At 69.3% G+C, this 25,723-nt stretch carries 24 protein-coding genes and 1 pseudogene; 17 read left to right on the top strand and 8 right to left on the bottom strand.

Annotated elements, in window-relative coordinates; genetic code table 11:
• Positions 1-31 precede the first annotated feature (31 nt).
• Entirely contained in the window at positions 32-481 is a 450-nt protein-coding gene (locus tag HUN08_RS16195; protein WP_124246957.1) for a DUF3151 domain-containing protein, read from the top strand.
• Here HUN08_RS16195 and HUN08_RS16190 read toward each other — a convergent pair.
• Positions 438-1,280 (bottom strand): ABC transporter permease, encoded by an 843-nt coding sequence (locus HUN08_RS16190; RefSeq protein ID WP_124246958.1) that lies wholly within the window; start codon positions 1,278-1,280, stop codon positions 438-440. The genes HUN08_RS16195 and HUN08_RS16190 overlap by 44 nt on opposite strands.
• 151 nt (positions 1,281-1,431) lie before the next feature.
• Between HUN08_RS16190 and HUN08_RS16185 the strand changes: the two genes are divergently transcribed.
• Both HUN08_RS16185 and HUN08_RS16180 read left to right on the top strand, forming a co-directional pair.
• Entirely contained in the window at positions 1,432-2,544 is a 1,113-nt protein-coding gene (locus tag HUN08_RS16185) for an aromatic acid exporter family protein (protein ID WP_124247136.1), read from the top strand.
• 53 nt (positions 2,545-2,597) lie between these two features.
• Complete coding sequence (locus HUN08_RS16180) at positions 2,598-3,491, top strand: cation diffusion facilitator family transporter (protein WP_124246959.1); 894 nt, start codon at positions 2,598-2,600, stop codon at positions 3,489-3,491.
• Between the two features lie 18 nt (positions 3,492-3,509).
• Here the strand turns inward: HUN08_RS16180 and HUN08_RS16175 are convergent, their stop codons facing one another.
• Positions 3,510-4,145 carry a hypothetical protein gene (locus tag HUN08_RS16175; protein WP_124246960.1) on the bottom strand — a complete coding sequence of 212 codons (636 nt, stop codon included), beginning with the start codon at positions 4,143-4,145 and terminating at the stop codon, positions 3,510-3,512.
• Between the two features lie 74 nt (positions 4,146-4,219).
• On the opposite strand from HUN08_RS16175, the gene HUN08_RS16170 reads away from it, so the two are divergent.
• The 4 genes and pseudogenes from HUN08_RS16170 (at position 4,220) to HUN08_RS16155 (ending at position 8,968) form a co-directional block, all read left to right on the top strand.
• On the top strand, positions 4,220-5,506 hold the full coding sequence (locus tag HUN08_RS16170) for an adenylosuccinate synthase (protein ID WP_124246961.1): 1,287 nt from the start codon (positions 4,220-4,222) through the stop codon (positions 5,504-5,506).
• A 60-nt stretch (positions 5,507-5,566) separates the two neighbouring features.
• Entirely contained in the window at positions 5,567-7,123 is a 1,557-nt protein-coding gene (locus HUN08_RS16165) for an adenylate/guanylate cyclase domain-containing protein (protein WP_124246962.1), read from the top strand.
• Positions 7,124-7,132: 9 nt separating this feature from the next.
• Positions 7,133-8,410, top strand: a pseudogene (gene purT / locus HUN08_RS16160) (formate-dependent phosphoribosylglycinamide formyltransferase); the annotation flags it as partial.
• Positions 8,411-8,488: 78 nt separating this feature from the next.
• Positions 8,489-8,968, top strand: coding sequence for a DUF456 domain-containing protein (locus HUN08_RS16155; RefSeq protein ID WP_124246964.1), 480 nt, complete (start codon positions 8,489-8,491; stop codon positions 8,966-8,968).
• 40 nt (positions 8,969-9,008) lie between these two features.
• Here the strand turns inward: HUN08_RS16155 and HUN08_RS16150 are convergent, their stop codons facing one another.
• Positions 9,009-9,617, bottom strand: a complete 609-nt coding sequence (locus HUN08_RS16150; RefSeq protein ID WP_124246965.1) for a CHAP domain-containing protein — start codon at positions 9,615-9,617, stop codon at positions 9,009-9,011.
• Positions 9,618-9,775: 158 nt separating this feature from the next.
• On the opposite strand from HUN08_RS16150, the gene HUN08_RS16145 reads away from it, so the two are divergent.
• Positions 9,776-10,270, top strand: coding sequence for a hypothetical protein (locus HUN08_RS16145; RefSeq protein WP_124246966.1), 495 nt, complete (start codon positions 9,776-9,778; stop codon positions 10,268-10,270).
• A 95-nt stretch (positions 10,271-10,365) separates the two neighbouring features.
• On the opposite strand, the gene HUN08_RS16140 is transcribed toward HUN08_RS16145, so the two are convergent.
• The gene (locus HUN08_RS16140; RefSeq protein WP_124246967.1) at positions 10,366-11,757 is read right to left on the bottom strand and encodes an FAD-dependent oxidoreductase; all 1,392 of its coding nucleotides are present in this window, start codon (positions 11,755-11,757) and stop codon (positions 10,366-10,368) included.
• A 109-nt stretch (positions 11,758-11,866) separates the two neighbouring features.
• On the opposite strand from HUN08_RS16140, the gene HUN08_RS16135 reads away from it, so the two are divergent.
• Genes HUN08_RS16135 through HUN08_RS16125 form a run of 3 tightly spaced genes read left to right on the top strand, consistent with a single transcriptional unit; the run spans position 11,867 to position 13,985 of the window.
• Positions 11,867-12,334, top strand: a complete 468-nt coding sequence (locus tag HUN08_RS16135) for a hypothetical protein (RefSeq protein ID WP_124246968.1) — start codon at positions 11,867-11,869, stop codon at positions 12,332-12,334.
• Entirely contained in the window at positions 12,334-12,753 is a 420-nt protein-coding gene (locus HUN08_RS16130; RefSeq protein WP_124246969.1) for a rhodanese-like domain-containing protein, read from the top strand. The genes HUN08_RS16135 and HUN08_RS16130 overlap by 1 nt, the downstream gene beginning before the upstream one ends.
• A gap of 32 nt (positions 12,754-12,785) precedes the next feature.
• Positions 12,786-13,985 carry an O-succinylhomoserine sulfhydrylase gene (locus HUN08_RS16125; protein WP_124247137.1) on the top strand — a complete coding sequence of 400 codons (1,200 nt, stop codon included), beginning with the start codon at positions 12,786-12,788 and terminating at the stop codon, positions 13,983-13,985.
• Positions 13,986-14,001: 16 nt separating this feature from the next.
• Here the strand turns inward: HUN08_RS16125 and HUN08_RS16120 are convergent, their stop codons facing one another.
• From HUN08_RS16120 to HUN08_RS16110, 3 genes are all read right to left on the bottom strand, one after another.
• Positions 14,002-15,450, bottom strand: a complete 1,449-nt coding sequence (locus tag HUN08_RS16120; protein WP_124246970.1) for a DUF1254 domain-containing protein — start codon at positions 15,448-15,450, stop codon at positions 14,002-14,004.
• Between the two features lie 113 nt (positions 15,451-15,563).
• On the bottom strand, positions 15,564-16,670 hold the full coding sequence (locus HUN08_RS16115) for an isochorismate synthase MenF (protein ID WP_301546769.1): 1,107 nt from the start codon (positions 16,668-16,670) through the stop codon (positions 15,564-15,566).
• Positions 16,671-16,779: 109 nt separating this feature from the next.
• A complete protein-coding gene (locus tag HUN08_RS16110) occupies positions 16,780-17,268 on the bottom strand; it encodes an inorganic diphosphatase (RefSeq protein ID WP_124246972.1) in 489 nt (162 codons plus the stop codon).
• Between the two features lie 97 nt (positions 17,269-17,365).
• Between HUN08_RS16110 and dacB the strand changes: the two genes are divergently transcribed.
• From dacB to tilS, 3 genes are read left to right on the top strand one after another with little or no spacing between them, the layout of a single operon-like run.
• The gene (dacB, locus tag HUN08_RS16105) at positions 17,366-18,736 is read left to right on the top strand and encodes a D-alanyl-D-alanine carboxypeptidase/D-alanyl-D-alanine-endopeptidase (protein WP_301546768.1); all 1,371 of its coding nucleotides are present in this window, start codon (positions 17,366-17,368) and stop codon (positions 18,734-18,736) included.
• Positions 18,733-19,875, top strand: coding sequence for a zinc-dependent metalloprotease (locus tag HUN08_RS16100; RefSeq protein WP_301546767.1), 1,143 nt, complete (start codon positions 18,733-18,735; stop codon positions 19,873-19,875). Before dacB ends, HUN08_RS16100 begins: the two co-directional genes overlap by 4 nt.
• Complete coding sequence (gene tilS, locus HUN08_RS16095; protein ID WP_124246974.1) at positions 19,854-20,834, top strand: tRNA lysidine(34) synthetase TilS; 981 nt, start codon at positions 19,854-19,856, stop codon at positions 20,832-20,834. The genes HUN08_RS16100 and tilS overlap by 22 nt, the downstream gene beginning before the upstream one ends.
• Positions 20,835-20,843: 9 nt before the next feature.
• Here the strand turns inward: tilS and HUN08_RS16090 are convergent, their stop codons facing one another.
• Positions 20,844-21,620 (bottom strand): hypothetical protein, encoded by a 777-nt coding sequence (locus tag HUN08_RS16090; RefSeq protein ID WP_124246975.1) that lies wholly within the window; start codon positions 21,618-21,620, stop codon positions 20,844-20,846.
• 477 nt (positions 21,621-22,097) lie between these two features.
• Between HUN08_RS16090 and hpt the strand changes: the two genes are divergently transcribed.
• From hpt to folE, 3 genes are all read left to right on the top strand, one after another.
• Entirely contained in the window at positions 22,098-22,658 is a 561-nt protein-coding gene (gene hpt / locus HUN08_RS16085; protein ID WP_124246976.1) for a hypoxanthine phosphoribosyltransferase, read from the top strand.
• A 132-nt stretch (positions 22,659-22,790) separates the two neighbouring features.
• On the top strand, positions 22,791-25,133 hold the full coding sequence (gene ftsH / locus HUN08_RS16080) for an ATP-dependent zinc metalloprotease FtsH (RefSeq protein ID WP_124246977.1): 2,343 nt from the start codon (positions 22,791-22,793) through the stop codon (positions 25,131-25,133).
• Positions 25,123-25,713 (top strand): GTP cyclohydrolase I FolE, encoded by a 591-nt coding sequence (gene folE, locus HUN08_RS16075; protein ID WP_124246978.1) that lies wholly within the window; start codon positions 25,123-25,125, stop codon positions 25,711-25,713. Before ftsH ends, folE begins: the two co-directional genes overlap by 11 nt.
• The last annotated feature ends 10 nt before the right edge of the window (positions 25,714-25,723 follow it).

The following is a 25,723-nucleotide window of genomic DNA, read 5'->3' as shown; positions in this document are numbered from 1 at the left end:
TCGCACCGTCCAGAGGTGATTGAATTGGGCGGTGACTTCCTTCGGAGACCTTCTCGGCCCCCCGCCAACCCTACTCACCGGCGACGATGAAGCCGAGTCTGACCTGCTCAACGGCGTCGCTCCGGCGACCGTTGCGGCGGGTTCGCCGACGGCGTCGATCGCGTGGGCCTACCTCGCCGAGGCCGCACTCGAGGGCGTCGATGATTCGGCCGCGGCCGCGGGCGATGTTCCGCCCGAGGTCGTCGCCGCATACGCCTACGCGCGGACCGGCTACCACCGCGGTCTCGACCAGCTCCGCAAGCACGGTTGGAAGGGCTACGGCCCGGTCCCGTGGGAACACCAGCAGAACCAGGGCTTCCTGCGCTGCGTCGGCGCGCTGGCCCGCGCCGCGAAGATCATCGGCGAGGAGGACGAGTATCTCCGCTGCCTCGATCTGCTCAACGACTGCGATCCGCGCGCGGCGGAGAATGTCGGCCTCTGAGTGGACGCCGGGGCCCGTCCGCGGCCTCTGCTTTCGCGACGTGGACTCCCAATAGTCCGCGACTGACCAGTTCGGTGGTGCCGAGCACCGCGATCGCGCTCACGGCCAGCAGGGCGATGAGAACGAAGAGTTGCATGACGGCCGCTACCGTCGTCGACGCACCGCCCAGAACCATGCCGACGAAGGAACCGGGGATGGTCACCAGGCCGACCGATCTGGTCTGATCGATTCCGGGAATCAGGGCCGTCGCAGCAGCCGGTCGGACGACCTCCATTCGCGCATCCCGGCTGGAAAAGCCCAACGACAACGCGGCGTCGACCTCGCCGCGTCGTGTCGTCAGGTCGTCGAGGGAGTGTCGTCCTGCCAGCGATGTCGCGATCATCGCGTTTCCGAGCATGATGCCCGCCGTCGGGATGATTGCGATGCCGGCTGCGGGAACCACCCCGGCTGCGACGACAGCCAGCATGATCACCGCGGTGGGAACTGCCGCTGGGAGCAGGCACCACAGGGTGTCACGGAATGGCCGGCGGTCCTTGGTGATCCGGGTCGCCGCGGTCCAGGCGGCCGTCAGCGACATGAGCACGATGAACAGCACCGACGCCCACAGGTGACCGATCACGACGGCGAGCACCGCGGCGAGCGCGGTGAGCTGGACGGTCGCGCGCACAACGGCGATCGCGGTGTCGCGTCCGTAGCCGCTCGACGCGACGTTCACGGCCACCGCGACTCCGGCGAGGACCACCATCACGATGACGAGTACGGGCCCGATCCGGATGAGCGCGTCGCCGACGTGATGCATGTGGCCATCCTGTCAGGAGCTGAGGCGTCGAGGCGGCGAGTAGCGACAGCGGCGCGGCTATCATTCGGCCATGGCGTGGGAACGGTGGGCGGCGAGGTCACGCGAGTGGCCGTCGCACCCCCATCCGGCGCAGGCCGTCGGCGAACAGTGGATGCGGGCCCGGGCGCCGGGGAGCCGCCTTCTGCGTCGACTGCCGCCGACCATGCGGGCGCGCGTGCGCCGACTGCTCAACGCGGTGGTGCCGATACTGCAGTGCTGCGTCGCCGCTGCCCTCTCGTGGTGGCTCGCGACGACCGTCTTCGGCCACCGGGCGCCGTTCTTCGCGCCGATCGCGGCGATCATCTCCCTGGGGCTCTCGTTGAGCAAGCGCTGGCGCCGGTCGCTGGAACTGGTCGGCGGCGTAACGATCGGCGTCTTGATCGGCGACTTGCTGGTCCGCTACTTCGGATCGGGCGCATGGCAGATCGCGGTGGCCGTCGCCGTGGCGATGTCGGTGGCCGTCTTCGTCGACGACGGCCCGATCATCCCGATGCAGGCGGCGTCGTCGGCGGTGCTGGTGGTCGCCGTGCCGATCGTCGGGGCGGGTTTCACGCGGGCCGTCGACGCCCTGATCGGTGGCGTGGTGGGTGTGCTCATCGTCGCGATCCTTCCCACTAACCCGGCGCATCGCGCGCGACTCGACGCCGCGCGGATCCTCGCGACCATGCGCGACACCTGTCATCGCCTGGCCGATGCGGTGCGGGCCGGGGATGACATATCGGCCGGCGCGGTATACGACGAGATCTACGGCCTGCGCGGCGCGCTGGACACGATGCGCGCCGACATGCGCGGTGGCCGGGAGGTCAGCGTCATCTCGCCGCTGTACTGGAGTTCCCGGGCACGGATCGCGCGGATCGCCAGCACCGCCGAGCCCATCGACGGCGCGGTGCGCAACCTGCTGGTTCTGGTGCGCCGGGTCAACGGGATGCTGACGCGCGGCGAGCAGGTGCCCGACGGCATCGTCGATCTGATCGACCAGCTCGCCGACGGATACGAAATCCTGCGGGCCTACATGTTGGCGCCACCCGACGGCGAGCCCGACGCGGCCGACGCGGCGCGGGTGCTGCGCGGCATCGTCCGGCAGGCCAAGCCGGAGTTGGTCGCCGACGGCGAGCTGACGGCGGTCTCGACCTTGGCGCAGATCCGCTCGCAACTGGTCGACATGCTGATGATCGCCGGGCTGTCGCGCACGTCGGCCGTCGCGCAGTTGCATTCGCGGTCCTGACCGATGTGATCCCAAGTCTTGCAAACATGCGTTCTGACGCATATGTTCGGCGTATGGGCCACTCCCACGATCATGCGCATGCCAGTGCCGCGTCGCCGCCGCGTCGACTCTGGCCGATGGTGGCGGCCGTCGCGCTCATCGGCGGCTTCTTCGTCGTCGAGCTGATCGTCGGCATCGCGTCGAACTCCTTGGCGCTGATCGCCGATGCGGGACACATGGCCACCGACGTCGTCGCGTTGCTGATGGGGATGTCCGCGGTGCTGCTCGCCCGGCACGGCTCGGTGAGCGCGCGCCGCTCCTTCGGGTGGCACCGGGCCGAGGTGTTCAGCGCGGTGGTGAACGCGGTGCTGCTGATCGGGGTGGGGGCCTACGTCCTCTACGAGGCGATCGAGCGGATCGGCGAGAACCCGAAGGTTCCCGGCCTCACCCTGATCGTCGTCGCGCTGATCGGCCTCGCGGTGAACATCGTGGCCATGCTGCTCCTGCGCGCCGGCGCCAAGGAATCGATCGCGATGCGCGGCGCCTACCTGGAAGTGCTGGCCGACGCCGTCGGCAGTGTCGGCGTACTCGTCGCCGGTGTGTTCGCGATGGTCACCGGATCGGGCTACGGCGACATCGTCGTCGCGGTGCTGATCGCGCTGTGGGTGGTGCCGCGGGCCGTTCGCCTGGCCGCCGACGCGCTGCGCATCCTCAACCAGCAGGCCCCCAAACACGTCGACGTGGAGGCCGTCGCCCAGCGGCTCGGCGCGATCCCCGGCGTCTCCGACGTCCACGACCTGCACGTCTGGACGTTGACCACCGGGATGGACGTCGCGACCGTGCATCTCACCAGCACCGCCGAGAGCGCCGTCGTCCTCGCCGCGGCCAGGGATGTGCTCGCCGACGCCGGTCTGGAACACGCCACCGTCCAGGTCGAGAGCGAAGGCTGTCACGAACTGAGCTGGTAGCTGTTCCCGAGCGAGAAGTCAGCGGACCAGCCGCCACCCGACGTGGTGCGGGTAGAAGGTGGAGCGCGGCGTCGGTCGGGGGGTGAGGATGCCCTCGCGCTCGACGAAGACTGCGGGTCCGCCGGTCTGGGCGGCGCGGCCGAGGACCCAGCGTCGCGGCACCCCGCGTCGGGAAACCCGTGCCCGCACCCCGTCGCCGCTCGGCTCGATCTCCACCGCGGCGACCTCCCCGTCGAACAGTCGCCGGCTGTCCAGGTAGCCCTCGCCGATCAGCTTTCCGCCCCCCTCCCCGACGTGGCGCGCCCGGCCGACGAGGACCGAGGCGGCGTCGTCGCGGATGAGGGGGAGTTCGTCGGCCCTCCCGGACTCCGCCAGCGCCAACGCCGCCGCGCCGATCGGGAGTGACAGGCGGCGCGTGGCGGCGGTGGGCGCCGCGGCGACATAGGCGATCTCGACGTCGAGCCGCTCGACCGCCATCAACCGTGCGAGGACCGCACCGAGAAAAGCATCTGGATGGGCGCACGCACGCGCGTCGACGACGAGCCGTGACGAGCCGCCCGCGACCGCCTCGTCGACGATCGGCTTGACCGCCGAACGCAGCCCGAGCAGGGTCCAATCGTCGGTCTCGGGAGGCGTCAGCACGGCGGCGGTCACGGCGAATAGCGTAGTGGGCGGCCCGACCAAGTAGGGTTATGCCCGATTGTCCGGCTGAATAAGGAGCTGACGCAATGCCTGCGATCGTGCTGATCGGTGCCCAATGGGGCGACGAGGGCAAGGGGAAGGCGACCGACCTGCTGGGCGGCAAGTTGCAGTGGGTCGTGCGGTACCAGGGCGGTAACAACGCGGGTCACACCGTCGTCTTGCCGAACGGCGAGACCTTCGCCCTGCATCTCATCCCGTCGGGGATTCTCACCCCGGGCGTCCGCAACGTCATCGGCAACGGCGTCGTCGTCGACCCCAGCGTCCTGCTCTCCGAGCTGGCCGGGCTGGAGGACCGCGGCGTCGACACGACCAACCTGCTGCTCTCGGCCGACGCGCACCTGCTGATGCCCTACCACGTCGCCATCGACAAGGTCACCGAGCGCTTCCTGGGCAACGCGAAGATCGGCACCACCGGTCGCGGCATCGGCCCCTGCTACCAGGACAAGATCGCCCGCGTCGGAATCCGGGCCGCCGACGTCCTCGACGAGAAGCTGTTCGCCGAGAAGGTCGAGGCCGCGCTGGAGATCAAGAACCAGATCCTCACCAAGATCTACAACCGCAAGGCCCTCGAGCCGGAGGCGGTCGTCGACGAGGTACTCGGCCTCGCCGAGGGCTTCAAGGGAAGGATCGCCGACACCAGGCTGCTGCTGAACCAGGCGCTCGAAGCCGGCGAGACCGTGCTGCTCGAGGGTTCGCAGGGCACCCTGCTCGACGTCGACCACGGCACCTACCCGTACGTGACCTCGTCCAACCCCACGTCGGGTGGCGCGTCGGTCGGATCCGGCATCGGCCCGGGTCGCATCACGACGGTGCTGGGCATCCTGAAGGCCTACACCACCCGGGTGGGCTCCGGCCCGTTCCCGACCGAGCTGTTCGACGACGCCGGTGAGTACCTGGCCAAGACCGGCGGCGAGGTCGGCGTGACCACCGGTCGCGCGCGACGCTGCGGTTGGTTCGACGCGGTGATCGCCCGCTACGCCACCCGCGTCAACGGCATCACCGACTACTTCCTGACCAAGCTCGACGTGTTGTCCGGGCTCGACGAGGTGCCGATCTGCGTCGCCTACGAGGTCGACGGCAAGCGCTTCGACGAGATGCCGATGACGCAATCGGACTTCTCGGTGGCGACCCCGGTGTACGAGACGATGCCCGGTTGGTGGGAGGACATCTCGACCGCGCGGACATTCGAGGAATTGCCCCCGAATGCGCAGCGCTACGTGCTACGACTCGAAGAGCTGTCGGGCGCGCACATCTCCTGCATCGGAGTGGGCCCGGGCCGCGACGAGACGATCGTCCGGCGCGCGATCGCCTGACGCGGCACGCCGGGGGCTCCGGTGTCACGACGAGAACACTGACGAGACGGGGGTGCGGGCATGCCGCTTCGGTCGTCTGCCCGTGACTACGGCTCGGTGCTCCTGGGCTCCAGCACCGACAGCCAGCTCCGCAAGCGTGTCCGCATCCAGACCCTGCTGACGATCGCGCTCGTCGGCACGAACATCATCGGGATCGCGATCGTCCTCGTCCTGGTCACGGTCGGCATCCCGGTGCCGTCGGTGTTCCGATCCGAACTGTGGTGGGTCAACTTCATCGTCGTCCCGACCTACTGCCTCTTCGCGCTCGTCGTCGGGTGGGGGTGGGGGACCTACGCCACCGTCCGCGACTTGAAGTGGGCGATCCGCGGCGACATCCCCACCGCCGCCGACGCGAAACGGGCCCGCCGGGTGCCGTGGCGCCTGATCGCGCTGCAGAGCCTGCTGTGGCTGGTCGCGACCACCGGCGCGACGATCCTCTACGGACTCGTCGACCCGCAGCTGATCCCCAAGGTGCTGATCGTCCTGGCCTTCGCGGGGACCGTCGTCGTCTCGATCTCCGCGATGTTCGTCGAATTCATCCTGCGCCCCACCGAGGCGTCCATCCTCGCCGCCGGATTCACCACCGGCCGGCGCATGCGGTTGCGCGGCCGGGCCATCGCGGCATGGCTCGTCGGCTCCGGGGTGCCGATCCTCGGGATCCTGCTGGTGGCGCTGTTCTCGATCTTCTTCAGCAACATCCGCAAGCAGGACCTCATCGTCTCGGTCGGTGTCATCGGCGGCGTCGCGGTGTTCACCGGACTCCTGCTGACGATCCTTTCGACGATGAGCGTCGTGGGCCCGGTGCGCTCGGTGCAGGAGGGGATGCGCCGGGTGCGCGCCGGCGACACCGACGTCGACGTGGTCGTCTACGACGGTTCGGAGCTCGGCGACCTGCAGGTGGGTTTCAACACGATGGTGTACGGGCTGCGCGAGCGGGAGCGGATCCGCGATCTGTTCGGCCGGCACGTCGGGCAGGACGTCGCCGCCGCCGCGCTGCGGCACGACCCGGAGTTGGGTGGCAGCGAGCAGGTCGTCGCGACCATGTTCATCGACGTGATCGGCTCGACGACGCTCGCCACCACGCACAGCCCGACCGAGACCGTCAGCATTCTCAACCGGTTCTTCGGGGTCATCGTCGGCGGCGTCGAGGAGCACCAGGGACTGGTCAACAAGTTCGAGGGCGACGCGGTGCTGGCCATCTTCGGCGCGCCGCTGCACCTGCCGGACCCGGCGGGGGCAGCGTTGGCGGCGGCGCGGCGGATCGCGGCCCGGCTGCCCGTCGAGGTGCCGGAGCTGGCGGCCGGGATCGGCGTCGGATACGGACCGGCGGTGGCGGGGAACGTCGGCGCGATCGAGCGGTTCGAGTTCACCGTCATCGGCGACCCGGTCAACGAGAGTTCCCGGCTTTCCGAACTCGCCAAACGCGATCCGCGCCGTCCGTTGGCGTCGCAGGTGGCCGTGCGCGCGGCCGGTCCGGAGGAGGCGGCGCACTGGGAGGAACTCGAGGCGCAGGTGCTGCGCGGGCGCAGTGAGCCGACGGTGGTCTGCGGGGCACTACCCGATGATGCGGACAAGTAGGATGCTGGCATGAACAGCGATTCCCAACCGGCAGGTTCCAAGGCGCAGGCCGCGAGGCAGGGTCGGCCCGCATCGCCAGCGCCGTCCGTTCTGGGCACCCCGTTGTCGGATTCGGCGACGCGGGTCCTGATCCTGGGCTCCGGCGAGCTGGGCAAAGAGTTGACCATCGCCTTCACCCGCCTGGGCGTCGAGGTGGTGGCGGTGGACCGCTACGCCGACGCTCCGGCACACCAGGTGGCCCACCACGCCGAGGTCATCGACATGACCGATGCCGCGGCGGTCACCGCGGTCATCGAGAAGTACCGCCCCGATTTCGTGGTCCCGGAGATCGAGGCCATCGCCACCGATGCCCTGATCGACGTCGAGAACCGCGGTATCGCGCAGGTCGTGCCATCGGCGCAGGGGGTCGCCGCGACGCTCGACCGCGAGCGGATCCGACGTCTCGCCGACGAGAAGCTGGGCATCCCGGTGCCGCCGTATCTGTTCGCGAACTCTCTCGAGGAGCTGCGCGGCGCGGCGCAGAGCATCGGCTACCCGTGTGTGGTGAAGCCGATCATGTCGTCGTCGGGCAAGGGGCAGACGATCCTCGCCGGCCCGCGTGACGTCGAGGCCGCGTGGCGGAACGCGACGACCAAGGCGCGCGTCGCGAATTCGCGCGTCATCGTCGAGGGTTTCATCGACTTCGACTACGAGGTAACGCTGCTGACGGTCCGCTCCGTCGACCCGCGCACCGGCACGATCAGCACACAGTTCTGCGCCCCGATCGGGCACCGCCAGGTCGACGGCGACTACGTCGAGAGTTGGCAGCCCCAGCCGATGGAGTCCTTCCCGATGGCCTCGGCCACGTCGATCGCCGCGCGTATCACCCGCGCGCTCGCCGGTGACGAGGACGGGATCGGTGGCCGCGGGATCTTCGGCGTCGAGCTGTTCGTCAAGGGCGAGGACGTCTACTTCTCCGAGGTCAGCCCGCGGCCGCACGACACCGGACTGGTGACGATGGCCAGCCAGCGGATCAGCGAGTTCGAGATGCACGCCCGCGCGATCCTGGGGCTGCCGGTGGAGGTCACCCTGGCCTCGCCCGGCGCCTCGGCGGTGATCTACGGCGACCGCCAGGAAGAGGCGGTCGGCTTCGTGAACGTCGCCGCCGCGCTGGCGGTGCCGGAGACCAGCGTGTGGTTGTTCGGCAAGCCGGAGTCGCGGCCGCGCCGCCGCCTGGGCGTGGTCACCGCGACCGCCGACGACACCGATGCGGCCCGACGCCGGGCCGGTGAGGCCGCGTCGCTGATCCGCGTCGTCTCGAATGCCGAGCGGGGTGCGGATCGGGTCGAGTCGGAGGCTCCGACCGCCGTCATCGGCGCCAAGTAGGTGCCGTTCTGGGGTGAGGCCCTCGTCGGCCTCGTCATCGTCGTCGGCCTGCTCGGGATCGTGTTCCCGGTGCTGCCCGGCGGCCTTCTCGTCGGTCTCGCGATCGGGGTGTGGGCCTTCTTCGTCGGCGGCTGGGCCTGGGCCTTCTTCGCCGCCGCGGCGGTGATCATCCTCCTGGCCGAAGTGGTGAAGTACTACGTCGCCGGGCGGACCCTGAAATCGGCGGGGGTGCCCAGTACGACGGTTCTCGTCGGCGGGGTCGTCGGCATCGTCGGATTCTTCGTGGTGCCGGTCTTCGGCCTGATCATCGGGTTCATCGTCGGCGCGATGGCCAGCGAGTTGGTCCGCGGGTGGAGTTTCGACGCTGCCTGGCGCGGTGCCTGGGCGGCGACGAAGGCGGCGGGCGCGAGCATGCTCGTCGAACTCGCCGGCGCCCTCTGCGCGACGGCGATCTGGCTGGTCGGGGCGTTCACGTTCTGAGCGCCCGGCGCTCTCCGCGCCGGCGGGTCGGCCGTCGGGTCTAGCGCGGGCTCCCGTATCCGACGATGCCCTTCACGGTCGAGAGGTCGTAACCGTTGATGCTGATGCCGTTGGGCGGCTCGTTGCCGCCGAGGGTCGTGACGTGGTCGCCGTTCACCGCGATGACGGTGTTGGTGTGCTGCTTGAACCGGTTCGGCGGGGAGTAGAGCACCACGTCGCCCGGCTTCGGCCGGTAGTCGGGCCCGTGGAAGCGGCCGACGGACTGGTAGTACTCGGTCAGCGTCGCGACGCCGGGGATGCGCCACGAGCCCGTGTTCGGGTTGCGCAGCGTCACCCCGGCGCGGCGCTGCGTCCAACTGACGAAGTCCGCACACCACGCCTCTTTGACGCCCTGCGTGTACTCCTCGGTGGGACGGGTGTGCTCGTATTCGCCGCGCAACACGTTCAGGATGCGGACCCGCGTCGGGGAGAGGCCCGGGTCGGTGGCGGGGAAGGTCGGGCGGGAGGCGGGCCAGATACCGGCCAGCGGCGAACCCTCGTCGCGGCGCGCCTGCTGCCACCCGACGATGCCGAGGCCGACGAGCAGGGCGGTGATCAGGGCGGTGCCCGACCAGAACCAACGGCGACGGGCGGTTTTCTCTGAGCGCATGGCGCCCAATATTACCGGGGCTCGATCCTGCGGGTCGGCTGCCAGAATGCTGGGCATGCTCTGAAGCGGCTAACGCTGCCGATCCGCGCACCGAAAGACTTGATGAGCGGCCGCGCCGAGACGGTCGTCGTAACGCTGAACCAGGAGGCAATGAAGCCATGCGTAATACGAAGGCCAACTGGCGTGCAGGACTGATCGCCGCTGCCGCATCCACCACGATGGCCGTATCCGCCGCCGTCGCCGCACCCGCCCAGGCCGCGAGCCCGGGAGAGCTGCAGATTCGCGGCGGTATCGAATGCCACTTCGGCCAGAAGGGGTCGACGTGGAACAACCTGTGGTACCAGGTGCGCTGGATGACCGTCGTCAACATCGGCGGGACCACCATGCGCAACGTGACCCTGCAGGAGATCAACGGTCCGCGCGTCACCGTGCGCGAGATCAAGCCCGGCCAGTCGATGTCGCACTGGAACAACAAGACCAAGCGGTGGCAGCGGCCGATCGAGACGCGCTGGACCGGATGTGTCCCGACGTCGATCAGCGGCTACACCTGGGGTGACACCTACGACGACCTGGGCAATAACTTCGGCTTCTGGCGCACCGACATCCAGCGCCCGGCGAACCCGAACGTGCCCCCGCCCGCGGGCTCGTCCTAAGCGCCCAGCCGGTCGCAAACCCGACAGAACTGGACAGACCCAGCACCTCAGAGGTGCTGGGTCTGTCCATAACTGCGGGGTTTACACCCGGCCGATCATGCCTTGCGGACCTTGTCCGGCTCGGAGGCGGCGAGCATGTCCTCGCGCTCGACGACCTTGATGCGCTCGCGACCCTCGGCGGCGCCCAATGAGCGCTCGTGCTCGTCGAGGCGGTACCAGCCGTCCCAGGTCGTGAACGGGATGCTGCGCTCCTCCAGCAGGGCGATGATCGCCTCTTCGGAGGCATCGGTCGGCGTGCCGAGGCTGTCGTTCTTCATGTCCTCGACGATGCAGTCGACGGTCTCGTTCGCGTCGCCCTTGGTGTGGCCGATCAGGCCGACCGGGCCGCGCTTGACCCAGCCGGTCGTGTACAGGCCGGTCAGGTGGGCGCCCTCGTCGAAGATGCGGCCCGCCTCGTTGGGGATGACGCCGGCGTTGGTGTCGAACGGAATCTGCGGCAGGTTGTCCGAGAGGTAGCCGACCGCGCGGTAGATGGCGGTGACATCCCAGTCGGTGGTGCGGCCGGTGGGCTGCACGTTGCCGGTGCCGTCGAGTTCGGTGCGCTCGGTGCGCAGCCCGACGACCTTCCCGTCCTCGCCGAGGATCTCGACGGGGTTCTCGAAGAAGTGCAGGAAGAGCTTGTGGATCGCGCCCTGCTTCGGCTCGCGGATCGCATAGTTCTCGATGATCGTCGCGACCTGGTCGGTGATCTTGGAGCTGCGCCGGGCGACGGCCGAACCCTCGTCGTACTCGATGTCCTCGGGGTTGACGATGACCTCGATATTGGGGGAGTGGTCAAGCTCCTTGAGTTCGAGCGGGGTGAACTTCGCCTGGGCCGGGCCGCGGCGTCCGAAGACGTGGACCTCGACGGCCTTGTTCGCCTTGAGGCCCTCGTAGACGTTGGCCGGGATCTCGGTGGGCAGCAGCTCGTCGCCGGTCTTCGCGAGCACGCGCGCGACGTCGAGGGCGACGTTGCCGACGCCGATGACCGCGACCTTCTCCTCGTCCAGCGGCCAGGTGCGCGGGAAGTCGGGGTGGCCGTCGTACCAGGCGACGAACTGGGCGGCGCCGTAGCTGCGCTCGAGGTCGACGCCGGGGATGTTGAGGCCGCGGTCGTCGGTGGCGCCGGTGGAGAAGATCACCGCGTCGTAGTGGTTCTTCAGGTCCTCGAGCGTGATGTCGGTGCCGTAGTCGATGTTGCCCAACAGGCGGATCTGCGGCTTGTCGAGCACCTTGTGCAAGGCGGTGATGATGCCCTTGATGCGCGGGTGGTCGGGAGCCACGCCGTAGCGGATGAGGCCGAAGGGGGCCGGCATGCGCTCGTACAGGTCGATGCTGACGCCGCGGTCGGCCAGGTCGTCGTGCTTCATCAGGGCATCGGCGGCATAGATGCCGGCCGGCCCGGCGCCGACGATGGCAACGCGCAGCGCGCGGTTTTCCTCGCTCATGACATCTACGGTATGTCCTTGCCACCGCCCGCCAAAATGCGGCCCGGTGCGTGCAGTGAGGTTCGCCTCACTTCGGGTGTTGACCTGCGCGGCCATATACTGGATCGTTGTGGCGGATTCCCCCGACGATGACTTGGGCCGATTGACGGACGAGTTGGATGAGCGCGACGCCCCGACGAGGTGGCCGATCGTCGCCGCACTGGCCGTCGTCGCGGTTTTAGTCAGCGTGATTTTAATTGGCGTGCTCTCCCGGCCGGGTCCGGATCGCAGCAGCCCCGATTTCGCGGTGCGCAGCGCCATCGACGCGCACTTCAGTGCCGCTAACGCCCTGGACTACAACCGCTTCGCCGGCGCGACGTGCGCGGCGAAGACCCCGTCGCAGGCGGAGTTCATCTCGGTGAACCGGCGGTCGGCCGAGGAGAACGGTGCCGTCGAGATCCCGTCGATCACCGACGTCGTCATCAAGGGCGACAGCGCGACGGCGACCGTGCATGTGCGACACGCGAAGAAGGGCGACGCGACGACGGCGACGCCCACCACCCTGGTCCACCAGGGCGGCAACTGGAAGGTGTGCTGATGACTCAGGGATATGCCGGGGACGTGAGCCCCACCGAGGCCTGGGAGCTGCTGGAGAACGACGAGAACACTGTCCTCGTCGACTGTCGCACGCAGGCCGAATGGAACTTCGTCGGCGTGCCCGACCTCGAAGTCATCGAGAAGCGCACCGTCTTCGTCGAGTGGACCACCTTCCCGTCGGGCACGCCCAACCCGCGGTTCGTCGAGCAGCTGCGCGACGCGGGCATCACCGACGACAACCGGGTGCTGTTCATCTGCCGCTCGGGGCATCGGTCGATCGGTGCCGCGCAGGCCGCGACCGCGGCCGGGATCGCCCAGGCGTTCAACATCCTCGACGGCTTCGAGGGGCATCTCGACGAGAACGACCACCGCGGCGGCCAGGGCTGGCGGGCACAGAACCTGCCGTGGCGCCAGTCCTGACAGCCATCGAAGAGGAGCGATAAGTGAACGACATATTCGGTGAGCTGCCACCCGACGTGGGGTTCGACACCGTCGCGGTGCAGGGCGGGGTGGCGCGATCGCAGTTCCAGGAGACCTCCGAAGCGCTGTATCTGACCAGCGGCTACGTCTTCGACTCGGCGGATTCCGCCGAGCGCGCCTTCACCGGCGAGGAGGAGCGGTTCGTCTACTCCCGCTATGGGAATCCGACGGTCGCGATGTTCCAGGAGCGGCTGCGGCTGCTCGACGGCGCCGAGGCCTGCTTCGCCACCGGAAGCGGCATGGCGGCCGTGTTCGTCGCGCTCGGCGCGATCCTGAAGGCGGGCGACCGGCTGGTCGCCGCGCGCAGCCTGTTCGGCTCCTGCTTCGTCATCTGCAACGAGATCCTGCCGCGCTGGGGCATCGAGACCGTCTTCGTCGACGGGGAGGACCTGCAGCAGTGGGAGGAGGCGCTGTCGGTGCCGACGACGGCCGTCTTCTTCGAGACGCCGGCCAACCCGATGCAGACCCTCGTCGACGTGGCCGCGGTCTGCGAACTCGCTCATGCGGCGGGCGCCAAGGTGGTCTTGGACAACGTCTTCGCCACCCCGCTGCTGCAGCGCGGATTCGACCTGGGCGCCGACGTCGTCGTGTACTCGGCGACCAAGCACATGGACGGGCAGGGCCGGGTCATGGGCGGGGCCATCCTCGGCACCGAGGAGTTCGTCATGGGCCCGGTGCAGAACCTGATGCGCCACACCGGGCCGGCATTGAGCCCGTTCAACGCGTGGACGCTGCTCAAGGGCCTGGAGACCATGCGGTTGCGGGTCGACGCCTCGGTCGCCTCGGCGCTGAAGGTCGCGCAGTTCCTCGATGACGACAAGCGCGTCGCGTGGACCAAGTACCCGTATCTGCCGTCGCACCCGCAGTACGACCTGGCGCGCAAGCAGATGTCGGCCGGCGGGACCGTGGTCACCTACGAGATCGCCGACACCGCGGACAAGAAGGGCAAGGAGCGCGTCTTCGAGGTCCTCAACAAGCTGCGCGTCGTCAAGATCTCCAACAACCTCGGCGACGCCAAGACCCTCACCACGCACCCGGCGACGACGACCCACCGCGCGATGGGGCCGGAGGGCCGCGCCGCGGTCGGCATCACCGACTCGGTGGTGCGCATCTCCATCGGCCTGGAGAACACCGAGGACCTGATCGCCGATCTCGACCAGGCCCTCGGTTAGTCCTTCTTCCGCTCCCTCAATCTGTTCGTGTCACCGCGGGCGGTTTCCAGGTGCCGTCGAGGATCGACGGTGAGTTGGTCTTGGGCCAATACAGGCGCAGCATCAGGTTGAATCGGCCGCTCGGTGCGGGCAACCAGTTCGCCTCCCGCTGGGCTCCGGGATTCTCGTGCTGCAGGTACAGATCGATGGACCCGTCCGGGTTCGGCGTGAGCTTGTCTCGTTGGCTCAGCGTGTAACGGTTGAGCGGGTTGGCAACGAAGAAGTAGCCCGCGTCGTACATCGTCAACGACCAGAATGCGTTCACCGGAGGCAGCTGCCCCTTGCCGAAGCGCAGTGTGTAGCGGTGGGCGCCGTCATAGGCCTGCCCGGTGTTGTCGGCGTCGGAGGTTGGGTAGATGGCATCCTGCGGCAGATTCGCACCGAGACCCACGTAGGTGATGGAGGCGCGCTGCAGGTAGTCGGTTCCGTACTGACCGGTCTGGGTGGAGAACTTCCACCCGTTGATCGTGTCGAGCTGGGCGAAATGCGCGACGATCGCGGCGAGCGCCGTCTTGGGGACCGAACGCAGGGCGCCGGCCGCATCGGCACCGAGTTTGGCTATGTCGAACGGCTTGCCGGGTTCGAGGCCGATCTTCGCCATCTTCTCGACGATCGGCTTGTCTGCCGCGGTCGGCGGATTGTTCTTCATCAAGGCGGCCAACCTGGTGAAGAAGTCCTCGACAGACAGGTTGTTGACCTGGTCGCGGACCGGTGTCCTCATATCGACGGCGGGATCGACCGTGCCGGGCTCCGGGGTATAGGGCTTCCCGTAGGAGCTCAGTGGGACCAGCGTGATCTCGTCCTGCATTTTGTGCACCGCGGCGTAGTCCTCCGGTGTGCCGTTGCAGTAGATCCGGCCCAGCAGCCAGACCATCGAGGTCGGCGACTTGTACTCCTTGACGCCGTCGGGCAGCGTGCCCTTCCAATCGGGGCCGGTGATCGCATACGTTTGCCGACCGGTCCCCGTCGTGCGCTTGCCCGGCGACTGAAACACATTCGTGTACCCGTCGAGCATCGGGAACAAGTAGTACCGGTCGTTGGCGTCGGGAAGGGTGAGCAGCCAGGGCTCCTTGGCGACGTCGACGAAGCCGGTGGTGTAGAGGGTGTCGGCGTTGGGGGCGGTGACATCGCGGAAGGCCGCGGTCGGGTACTGGCGCATCCGCACCAGCTGATTCATCGGCGCTCGTGTGCCCGCCGGTTCGGCGACGTTGGTCAGGACGCGTCGAGTCATGTCGACCGTGACGAGGGGATAGCCGTAGATGTAGGCCGCCTCGGCGATACTGGCGGCCTCGGCGGCCGAGACCGTGCCGGGCGAGGACGGTGCGGGAGTCGACGTCGAACAGGCGGCCACGACCAAGGTGACTCCGGCGATGCCGATGGCGGACAGTCGGCGAATGCGCCGAGGTGAGTGGTGCGACGAGCCCATGTGTCTTCTCCTGCCGTTGCGGTCTGGGTCAACTGTGGCGGATGAGGAGGTCGGGCGTATTGACAGTTCAGGCCAAGTATTTGACAGTTTAGGACAACGGGCAGGCGCTGGGACTACCGGTCGGCGACGGCCGGATCGGCGCCCAAGGCGCGCAGGGCGGTGCCGAACTTCGCGGTCGTCTCGGCGAGCTCCGCGGCCGGATCGGAGTCGGCGACGATCCCGCCGCCGGCCCAGGCGGTGACGCGACGGCGATCGGCGTCGAGCAGGACGCAGCGGATGGCGACGACCCAGTCGCCGTCGCCGTCGGCATTGCTCCAGCCGACCGCGCCGCCGTAGAAGCCGCGGTCGCGCTCGTACTGCTCGATCATCGCCGCCGCGACATCGCTCGGGGTGCCGCACAGCGCGGGCGTGGGGGACAGCGCGAGGGCGAGGTCGAGCGAGGTGGTGGCGGGGTCCTTCAACCGGGCGCGGATGGGCGTCGCCAAGTGCCACAACTCCCCGGTGGAGAGCAACACGGGCTCGGCCGGCATGTCGAGCTCGGTGCAGAACGGTGCCAGGCGCTCACGCAGATAGTCGACGACGAAGGCGTGCTCGGCGAGATCCTTGGCCGACCCGCGCAGCGCTTCTGCCCGCTCTTTGTCGACCGCGGGATTGTCCGAGCGGGCCATCGTGCCCGCGTATGGGCGGCAGAACACCTCCGGCCCGCGGCGGCGGACCAGCAGCTCCGGGCTGGCCCCGACGAGCCACTGCCCGGCGTGAGACCCGCCCGCCGCGTCCAATGCGACGGCGAAGGCGTTGTGTGCGGCGTTGCCGTGGGCGAAGGCGGCGGCCAGGGCAAGCGGATCCACGTCCTCCTCGAGCGACATCTCCAGCGCCCGGGCCAGGACGACCTTGCCCGCCTCACCCGCGCGGATCCGGGAGACGAGTTCTGCGACGCGACGCTGGTGCTCGGCCGGCTCCGGCCGTGCGGCGTTGACTCGAAGACGTCGGCGTTGCGGCCACGACGGTCGGATCGGGTCGTGATCGGTGATCAGCTCGGCGGGCTCCCACAGGGCCACCGGGTCGCCCGGGGTGAAGGGCAGTGCCCCGACCAGCGCTGCGCAACCGCCGTCTCGCAACGCGGCGGCGGCCGCTTCTCCGTCGGAAAACGCACGTGCGACGCCGCTGCCGCGCACCGAACCGGGGTCCCCCGAGAGGAGGAAAGTCGGTGCTGCACTCACGTTGTCACCGTAGCGCGGGGCGCTGACGGACATCCGCTACCAAAACCCACAACTTCTACCGAAGCAACGGTAGAAGTTGTGAAATCCGGTAGCCGATGTGCGGCCGGGATCAGTGGCCCTGGGTCTTGAGGCGCTCGACGGCCTCGTCGAGGACCTTCTGCGCCTGCTCGCGGCCGACCCAACCACCCGGGGTGACCTCCTTGCCCGGCTCCAGGTCCTTGTAGTGCTCGAAGAAGTGGCTGATCGCGTCCAGCTCGAACTTGCTGACGTCGGAGACGTCCTGGATGTGGTCCCAGCGGACGTCGCCGGCCGGGACGCAGAGCAGCTTGTCGTCGCCGCCGGCCTCGTCGGTCATCGTGTACATGCCGACGACGCGGGCCTTCACCGTGCAGCCGGGGAAGACCGACTCGGGGAGCAGCACCAGCGCGTCGAGCGGGTCGCCGTCCTCGCCGAGGGTGTTCTCGAAAAAGCCGTAGTCGGCCGGGTACCCCATCGAGGTGTACAGGTAGCGGTCGAGGAAGACGCGACCGGTTTCATGGTCGACCTCGTACTTGTTGCGGCTTCCCTTGGGGATTTCGATGATGACGTCGACGGCCACGGCGGTTCCTCTCGTTGGTCGGCACCAGACGGCTCAAACGATACTGTTTAGCTGTAGCGGGCCGGAACCGACCCGTGATTCGACGCGGAGGTGGTCAGTGGCCGACACGGGCAAGCGGGGCGGCGCGGTGCGCTGGGCCCTGGTGGCATTGCTGGTGGTCGCACTCGTCGCCGGTGGCGGCTTCGTCGCGAAGAAGACCGTGTGGGCGGGGGAGAAGACGCCCGACGGCACGCCCCCGCGCCCCGAACTGGTGACCCCTGCGCCGCAGATCCTGCCCGTCGAGGCGAATGCCCCGATCCCCACCGCGACCGGGCTGACGATGGCGCTGGCCAAGGTGTCGGTCTCCCCCGACCTCGGTGAACTCACCGGCCAGGTCTCCGACCCGCTGACCGGAGCGGTGCTGTGGGAGAAGAACCCGGGCCGCCCGCTCATCCCCGCGTCGAACGCCAAGATCCTGACCGCGGCGGCCGCACTGCTCGGTATGCCGCAGGACCGCCGCCTGACCACGACGGTGGTCGCGGGCGAGAACGGTCAGATCATCCTGCGCGGGGCCGGCGACCCGACCCTGTCCGGGCAGCCCGCCGCCGCGGAGACCTTCTTCACCGACGCGCCGCGCATCGCCGACCTGGCCCAACAGATTCGCGCCGCCGGCATCAAGCCGACCTCGGTGGCCGTCGACCTCTCACTGTTCAGCGGATCGTCGATGGACAAGACCTGGGACCGCCGCGACATCGCCGGCGGTGACATCGCACCGATCAAGTCGCTGATGCTCGACGCGGGACGCCTCGACCCGCTCGACGAGTTCTCCCCGCGCACCCCCGACCCGGCGATCGCCGCGGGCAAGGCGCTGGCCAAGGCGCTCGGCGTCGACGCGCCGGTGAAGCAGGCGAAAGCCGCCGACGGCGCCAAGGTCGTCGCGCAGGTGCGCTCGGCGCCGCTGGCGACGCGCGTCAACGACATGATGCGGTACTCGGACAACGTCCTGGCCGAAGCGCTCTCGATCGAACTGTCGCTGTCCGCGGGCGGACCCGGCACCCTGGCCGGCGGGGCCGACGCGGTGCGCAAGACACTGGCCGACAAGGGATTCGACACCTCGGGGGTCACCCTGCACGACACCTCGGGCCTCTCCTACGCGAACCGGGTGCCCGCCCGCGTCCTCAACGACATGATGTCCGGCATCGCCGGCAGCCGCTACCCACAGCTGCGCGTCCTGCTCGACGGGCTGCCGGTGGCGGCCGGCACCGGCACACTCGCCGAGCGCTTCGACCCGCGCAAGACCTCGGGGGCCGGGTGGGTGCGCGCCAAGACCGGGACGCTGACCGGGGTCAGTTCGCTGACCGGCATCGTGCAGACCGTCGACGGACGGGTGCTGTCCTTCGCGCTGATGTCCAACGGGACATCGCCCGACGTCGCCCGGCCCGCGCTCGACGCCGTCGTCGGCAAGATCCGCGATTGCGGGTGTCGGTGACCTCCGCGACCGGTGCCGATCGGCCGCGTCCCGACCTAAGCGGATCCATCGACTGGCGCACCGCCGCGACGGTGGGCCGCCGACTGGCCCGCAGCGGCCCGGCGATGACCGACTACACCCGTGACCAGGTGTACGCCGAACTCGCCGACGCCGCGGTGCGCGCCGAAGGGCCGGTGCGCGAGGTGACCGGGCTGGCCGACGGATTGGCCGTGCCGACCGCGCGGATCGTCGACCGCGGCCAGTGGATCGGTGCCGCCGCCGATTCGATGCGCTCGATGATCGGGGCCGCGACCGACGAACCGGAGGTCGAGTCCGCCGCTGACCAGGACAAGGGGTCCGATGCGTCGGCCTCCGACGACGACACCGGCACCATCGGCGCCCTGATGTCCGGGCTGACCGCGAAGGCGGGCGGTTTCCAGGCCGGTGGCCTGCTGGCCTTCCTCTCCGGCGCCATCCTCGGGCAGTACGACCCGTTCACCGTCGACGAGAGCACCGGCGCTGACGGCGTGCTGCTCCTGGTCGCGCCCAACATCGTCGCCGTCGAACGGAAGTTGAAGGCCGTGCCGTCGGACTTCCGGCTCTGGGTCTGTCTGCACGAGGTCACCCACCGCGTGCAGTTCTCCGCCAATCCGTGGCTGCGCGGCTACATGGTCGACAACGTCGCCAAACTCACCGACGCCGGCGACGAGACCGCAGCCCAACTGGTCGCCCGCATCGCGGCGGGCGTGCGTGGGGAGAAGCCGCGCGAATCCGGGGTCCTCGGGGTGATGCAGCTGCTCCAGTCGCCGGAGCAGTACGAGGCGTTCACCAATCTGATGATGCTCGGCACCCTGCTGGAGGGCCACGCCGATCACGTCATGGACGCCGTGGGGCCGGCGCACGTGCCGACCGTCGAGCGCATCCGGGCCGGTTTCGACGCCCGCCGCGCCGCGCCGCGCAACCCGCTGGCCCGCCTGATGCGCGCGTTGATCGGGATGGACGCGAAGATGGCCCAGTACATCCGCGGCAAAGCCTTCACCGACCACGTGGTGGGAGCGGTCGGCATGCCCGCGTTCAACACCGTCTGGACCGGGCCGGAGACGCTGCCCCGCCCCGACGAGATCGACGAGCCGGACCGGTGGATCTCCCGCGTGCTCTGATCGGCGCGGTCCGCGCCTTCGCCGACGAGTGGCTCGACGGTCGGCGCGACGTCTGCGTGGCCCTCTCCGGCGGTCCCGATTCCCTGGCGCTCACGGCCGCGGCGGTACACGCCGGATTCGAGGTGTCGGCACTCGTCGTCGACCACGGTCTACGGGAGCAGTCGGCCCGGGTGGCCGACGGCGCGGCCGCGGCGGCCCGCTCGTTGGGCGCCGATGCCCGGGTCCTCCCGGTGCTGGTGGGCGCCGACGGCGGGTTGGAGGCGGCGGCGCGGGCGGCGCGCTACGAGGCGCTGGACTCCGCGCGGGACGGGCGGCCGGTGCTGCTCGGCCACACCCTCGACGACCAGGCCGAGACGGTGCTCCTCGGTCTCGGCCGGGGGTCGGGACCGGCGTCGCTGTCCGGGATGCGCCCCTGGCGCGCACCCTGGGGCCGACCCCTGCTGGGGATGCGCCGCGCCGACACCGTCGGTGCGTGCGAGCAGTGGGGGCTCGCCCCGGCGCACGACCCGCACAACGACGACCCCCGGTTCACCCGGGTACGCGTGCGCAGCGAAGTGCTGCCGTTGCTGGAGGAGGTCCTCGGCGGCGGCGTGGCGCCTGCACTGGCGCGGACCGCGGACCTGCTCGCAGCCGACGACGAGCTCTTGAGCACTCTCGCCGGTGAACTGGCCGCCGCTGCGGGCGCCAGTGAATCGGCCGCTGCCGCGGGCGCCGGGGATCGACTGTGCGTGGCGCCCCTCGTCGCGGCGCCGGCCGCGCTGCGCACCCGGGTGCTGCGGCGGTGGCTGCTCGACGGCGGGGCCACCGAGCCGTCGTCGCGGGTAGTCGCCGCGGTCGACGCGCTGGTCACCGACTGGCGGGGGCGCGGACCGGTCGCGGTGGGCGGGGATCTCGCCGCGCGCCTGGTCGTCGAACGCGACGGTGACGCGCTGCGGCTGCGCCGCCAACCGCGCCGCTAGGCGGCACTGCTACGAGGCCCGTGTGCCGCCGGGCACCCGGCGGTAGTGGGGCTTGAACGGGGCGTTGACCTCGTTGAAGTACTGCACGGCGTAGAGCAGGGCGCCGCCACCGCCGCCGATGATCACCCCGGCGATGGATCCGAGTGTGGAGCCGACGATGACGCCCGGGATCAACCCGGGCACACACCCGAGGACGACCAGCGCGGCGCAGCCGACCAATCCGAGCACGGCCCCGCCGACCACCGCGCCGACGGCCAACCCGACGATCGACGCAATGGTCATGGTCGCGTTCACCTCTGAGCTGAACTGTTCGAGATCCTGGTCGTCGCGCTGTTGCTTTGTCTGCGGCCCGACGATTTCCCACTTGCCGTCCCTGGTCTTGGGAGACTTCGGGGAGTGCCGGTCGGTGCGGTCGCCGTCGGCGGAACTGAGCTGGACCGAGCGGGCGGCATCGACGACGGGGGTCAGCGTCGCCGACCTCCCGATGGTCTGGACATCGATCGGATAGGACCTGGCGCCGAGGACGAAGGAGAGCGGGTAGGCGAACCTCGGCCGACCGGCGTCGTCGTCGACGACGAGGGTGCCCCGCTCGATGCTGAAGTGTCCGCGACCCAGGGTGATCTGAGCCGACTTGCCCACATGGCGGACCGTGTAGGGGATGTCCGAGGCGGTCGCCGCCGCCGCTCGCGCCGAGCCGCCGAGGGTCGCGGCGGCCCCCGCTGCCACGGCGATTCCCATCGCCGCGATCCGCACCGAGTGCGCTCGGTTCCAGGTTGCTGTCGTCATGGCCGGTGGCGCTCCTCGAGTAGGTATCGGACGTGTGGGTGCGGGGATGCGGGGAGGCGTGCGGCGTCCCGGAATCCAACGCTAACCACGCGTGCCGCCGGAGGTGAAATCTGATTCGCGCAAAGGGGATCAATCGCCACAAGTTGGGCGGTTTGCGCGGAATACACGACAGCGCGGGTCGGTCCGAACCCCCGTTCCGGACCGACCCGCGCCACTGGCCTTTGCGGCCTATCGGCGGGGTCAGCGCCTCCCCAGCAATGCGGTGGCAAACCAGGCCAATGCACGGTCGTTGTCGACCTGATGGGGCAGCGAATGATCGATCCCGAACGTCGCCAAGTATGCGGGCAATTTCGCACAGCTCCTGGCGCACGGGCACTCGCCGGATAGGTCCGACGCGGCCTCGGGTACCTGGCTCCGACCACCCGGCAGGGGCGGGTTGCGCGGTGTTGGGCGCGCGGGCCGTGACAAGCTAGAGGGGTGAGCAGCCATCCTTACGACGACGACATCGAGGCCGTGGTCGTCAGTGAAGAACAGATCAAGCAGCGGACGGTGGAGCTGGCGGAATCGGTAGCCGACCGGTTTCGCGACGCCCCCGACGACCTGGTGCTCATCGGGGTCCTCAAAGGCGCGATCATGTTCATGACCGATTTCGCGCGCGCGCTGCCGATCCCGTCTCAGATGGAGTTCATGGCGGTGTCGAGCTACGGCTCGTCGACCTCGTCGTCGGGCGTGGTGCGCATCCTCAAGGATCTCGACCGCGACATCGCCGATCGCGATGTCGTGATCGTGGAGGACATCATCGACTCCGGGCTGACGCTTTCGTGGTTGCTCAAGAACCTCGCCACCCGCTCGCCGCGCTCGCTGAGCGTCTGCACGTTGCTGCGCAAACCCGACGCGGTGCGCGCCGAACTCGACGTCGCCGACGTCGGTTTCGACATCCCCAACGACTTCGTCGTCGGCTACGGGCTCGACTACGCGGAGCGCTACCGCGACCTGCCGTTCATCGGCCGGCTCAAGCCGTCGGTCTACCAGGGCTGACGCGCGGCGCGGTGCGCTCGCCTGTCCGATTCGGCACCGATGACGCACCGGGCGCGACCCAGGTAACCTGGTAGGAAATCTTCTGATGGAAGGACGTTGGCGGCTCCGGTACCGGTTGTCGCCGCACCAGGTATGAACCGTAAGACAGTCTTTCGCAATGTCGCGATCTTCGTCTTGATCCTGCTCGCCCTCTGGGGATGGAGCTACATGCGCGACAGCTCGCGCGAGTACCGCGGCGTCGACACGTCGGTCGCGCTGACGCAGCTCAACGTCAAGAACGCCAAGAAGGTCGACATCGACGACCGCGAGCAGCAGTTGCGCATCGAGCTGAAGAACCCGATCGAGGTCGACGGCAACAGCCCCAAGGCCGCGAAGGTCAAGGCCACCCAGATCAGCGCGAAGTACCCCGCGCGCGGGGCGGACTTCGTATTCGACTCGGTGCGCCAATCCGGTGCGACCTATCAGACCAATGTGCGCCAGGATTCGGCGATCATGCAGATGGCGGCACTGATCCTGCCGCTGTTGTTGCTGCTCGGCCTGTTCTTCTTCGTGATGAACCGCATGCAGGGCGGCGGTCGCGGCGGCGTGATGGGCTTCGGCCGCTCGCGCGCCAAAGAGATCACCAAGGACATGCCCAAGACGACGTTTGCCGACGTCGCGGGTGCGGACGAGGCGGTCGAAGAGCTCTACGAGATCAAGGACTTCCTGCAGAACCCGGCGCGCTACGAGGCGCTGGGCGCCAAGATCCCCAAGGGCGTCCTGCTCTACGGTCCGCCCGGAACCGGTAAGACGCTGCTCGCCCGGGCCGTCGCGGGTGAGGCGGGCGTGCCCTTCTTCACCATCTCCGGCTCCGACTTCGTCGAGATGTTCGTCGGTGTCGGCGCGTCGCGCGTGCGCGACCTGTTCGAGCAGGCCAAGCAGAACAGCCCGTGCATCATCTTCGTCGACGAGATCGACGCCGTCGGCCGTCAGCGCGGCGCCGGATTCGGCGGCGGGCACGACGAGCGCGAGCAGACCCTCAACCAGCTGCTCGTCGAGATGGACGGTTTCGGCGACCGTTCCGGGATCATCCTGATCGCCGCGACCAACCGCCCCGACATCCTGGACCCGGCGCTGCTGCGCCCGGGCCGATTCGACCGGCAGATCCCGGTCAGCAACCCCGACATGCGCGGTCGCGAGGCCATCCTGCGCGTACACGCCAACGGCAAGCCGTTGGCCGCCGACGTCGACCTGGCCGGTCTGGCCAAGCGCACCCCGGGCATGTCCGGGGCGGACCTGGCCAATGTCATCAACGAATCGGCGTTGCTCACCGCCCGCGAGAACCAGACGATGATCACCGCGGCCACGCTGGAGGAGTCGGTCGACCGCGTCATCGGCGGCCCGCGACGCAAGAGCCACATCATCAGCGAGCACGAGAAGAAGGTCGTCGCCTACCACGAGGGCGGTCACACGCTCGCCGCGTGGGCCATGCCCGACCTCGACCCGATCTACAAGGTCACCATCCTGGCCCGCGGCCGTACCGGGGGACATGCGTTGGCCGTGCCGGAGCAGGACAAGGACGTGCTGACGCGGTCGGAGATGATCGCGCGGCTGGTCATGGCGATGGGCGGGCGCGCCGCCGAGGAACTCGTGTTCCGCGAGCCGACGACGGGCGCCTCGTCGGATATCGACCAGGCCACCAAGATCGCGCGGGCGATGGTCACCGAGTACGGCATGAGTTCCAAGCTGGGTGCCGTGCGCTATGGCCAGGAGCAGGGCGATCCCTTCCTGGGCCGCGGGATGGGCAGTCAGGCGGATTACTCCGACGAGGTCGCCGCCCAGATCGACGTGGAGGTGCGCCGGCTCATCGAGGCGGCCCACACCGAGGCGTGGGCGATCCTCACCGAGTACCGCGACACCCTCGACGTGCTCGCCACCGAACTCCTGGAGAAGGAGACGTTGACACGCAAGGACCTCGAGGAGATCTTCGAGGGCGTCACGAAGCGTGACCGCATCACCGACTTCGACGACTTCGGCGGGCGTACTCCCAGCGACAAGCCGCCGGTGAAGACGCCGGGCGAGCTGGCGATCGAGCGCGGCGAGCCGTGGCCGCCCGAGCCCGATCCCGCGCCCGAGGCAGTCTCGGTTCCGCAACCGGCGCAGTCGACCGGTGTGGCACCGGCCGGCTATCCGCAGCCTTACCCCCAGCAGGGCTACCCGCAGCCCGGCTATCCCCAACCCGGTTACCCGGCCGGCGCGTATCCGCCTGCGGGTGCCTACCCGGCCGGTGGCGACTACGGTGCGCCGGCGGGTTGGTCGGCGCCCGGGTGGCCGCCCGCGCCGCATCCGGGCGGCCAGCCCCAGGGATACCCGGCCAACGGCGTGCCCGGCCCCAACGGTCAGGCGCCCAACGGCCAGGCACCCAACGGTCAGGCACCCAACGGTCAGCAGTCCGAGGGCCCCGCGGAGTCCGGGACGGACACCGATGAGCACTGAGCCATCCCGCATCGGCGAATTCGACCAGGCGCGGGCCGAGGCCGCCGTGCGCGAACTGCTCCTCGCGCTCGGCGAGGACCCCGACCGGGAGGGATTGCGCCGCACCCCCACGCGGGTCGCCAACGCCTTCCGCGAGGTGTTCGCCGGTCTCTACACCGACCCCGACGAGGTGCTGTCGACGACGTTCGACGAGAACCACGAGGAACTCGTCCTGGTCAAGGACATCCCGTTGTACTCGACGTGTGAACACCACCTCGTCGCCTTCCACGGGGTCGCCCACGTCGGCTACATCCCCGGCCCCTCCGGCCGCGTCACCGGCCTGTCGAAGCTGGCCCGCGTCGTCGACCTGTATGCCAAGCGGCCACAGGTGCAGGAGCGGTTGACCAGCCAGATCGCCGACGCGGTGATGAGCAAGCTCGACCCGCGCGGCGTCATCGTCGTCATCGAGGCCGAGCACCTCTGCATGGCGATGCGCGGTATCCGCAAGCCCGGGTCCAGCACTACCACGTCGGCGGTGCGCGGGATCTTCAAGACCAACGCGGTGTCGCGCAGCGAGGCCTTGCAGCTGATCGCGCGTTGACCGATGCGCC

The sequence above is a fragment of the Gordonia sp. X0973 genome, from assembly GCF_013348785.1.
Taxonomy (GTDB): Bacteria; Actinomycetota; Actinomycetes; order Mycobacteriales; family Mycobacteriaceae; genus Gordonia.
Note: the sequence above shows the minus strand (reverse complement) of the source record. Positions and strands in the feature narration are given on the sequence as shown.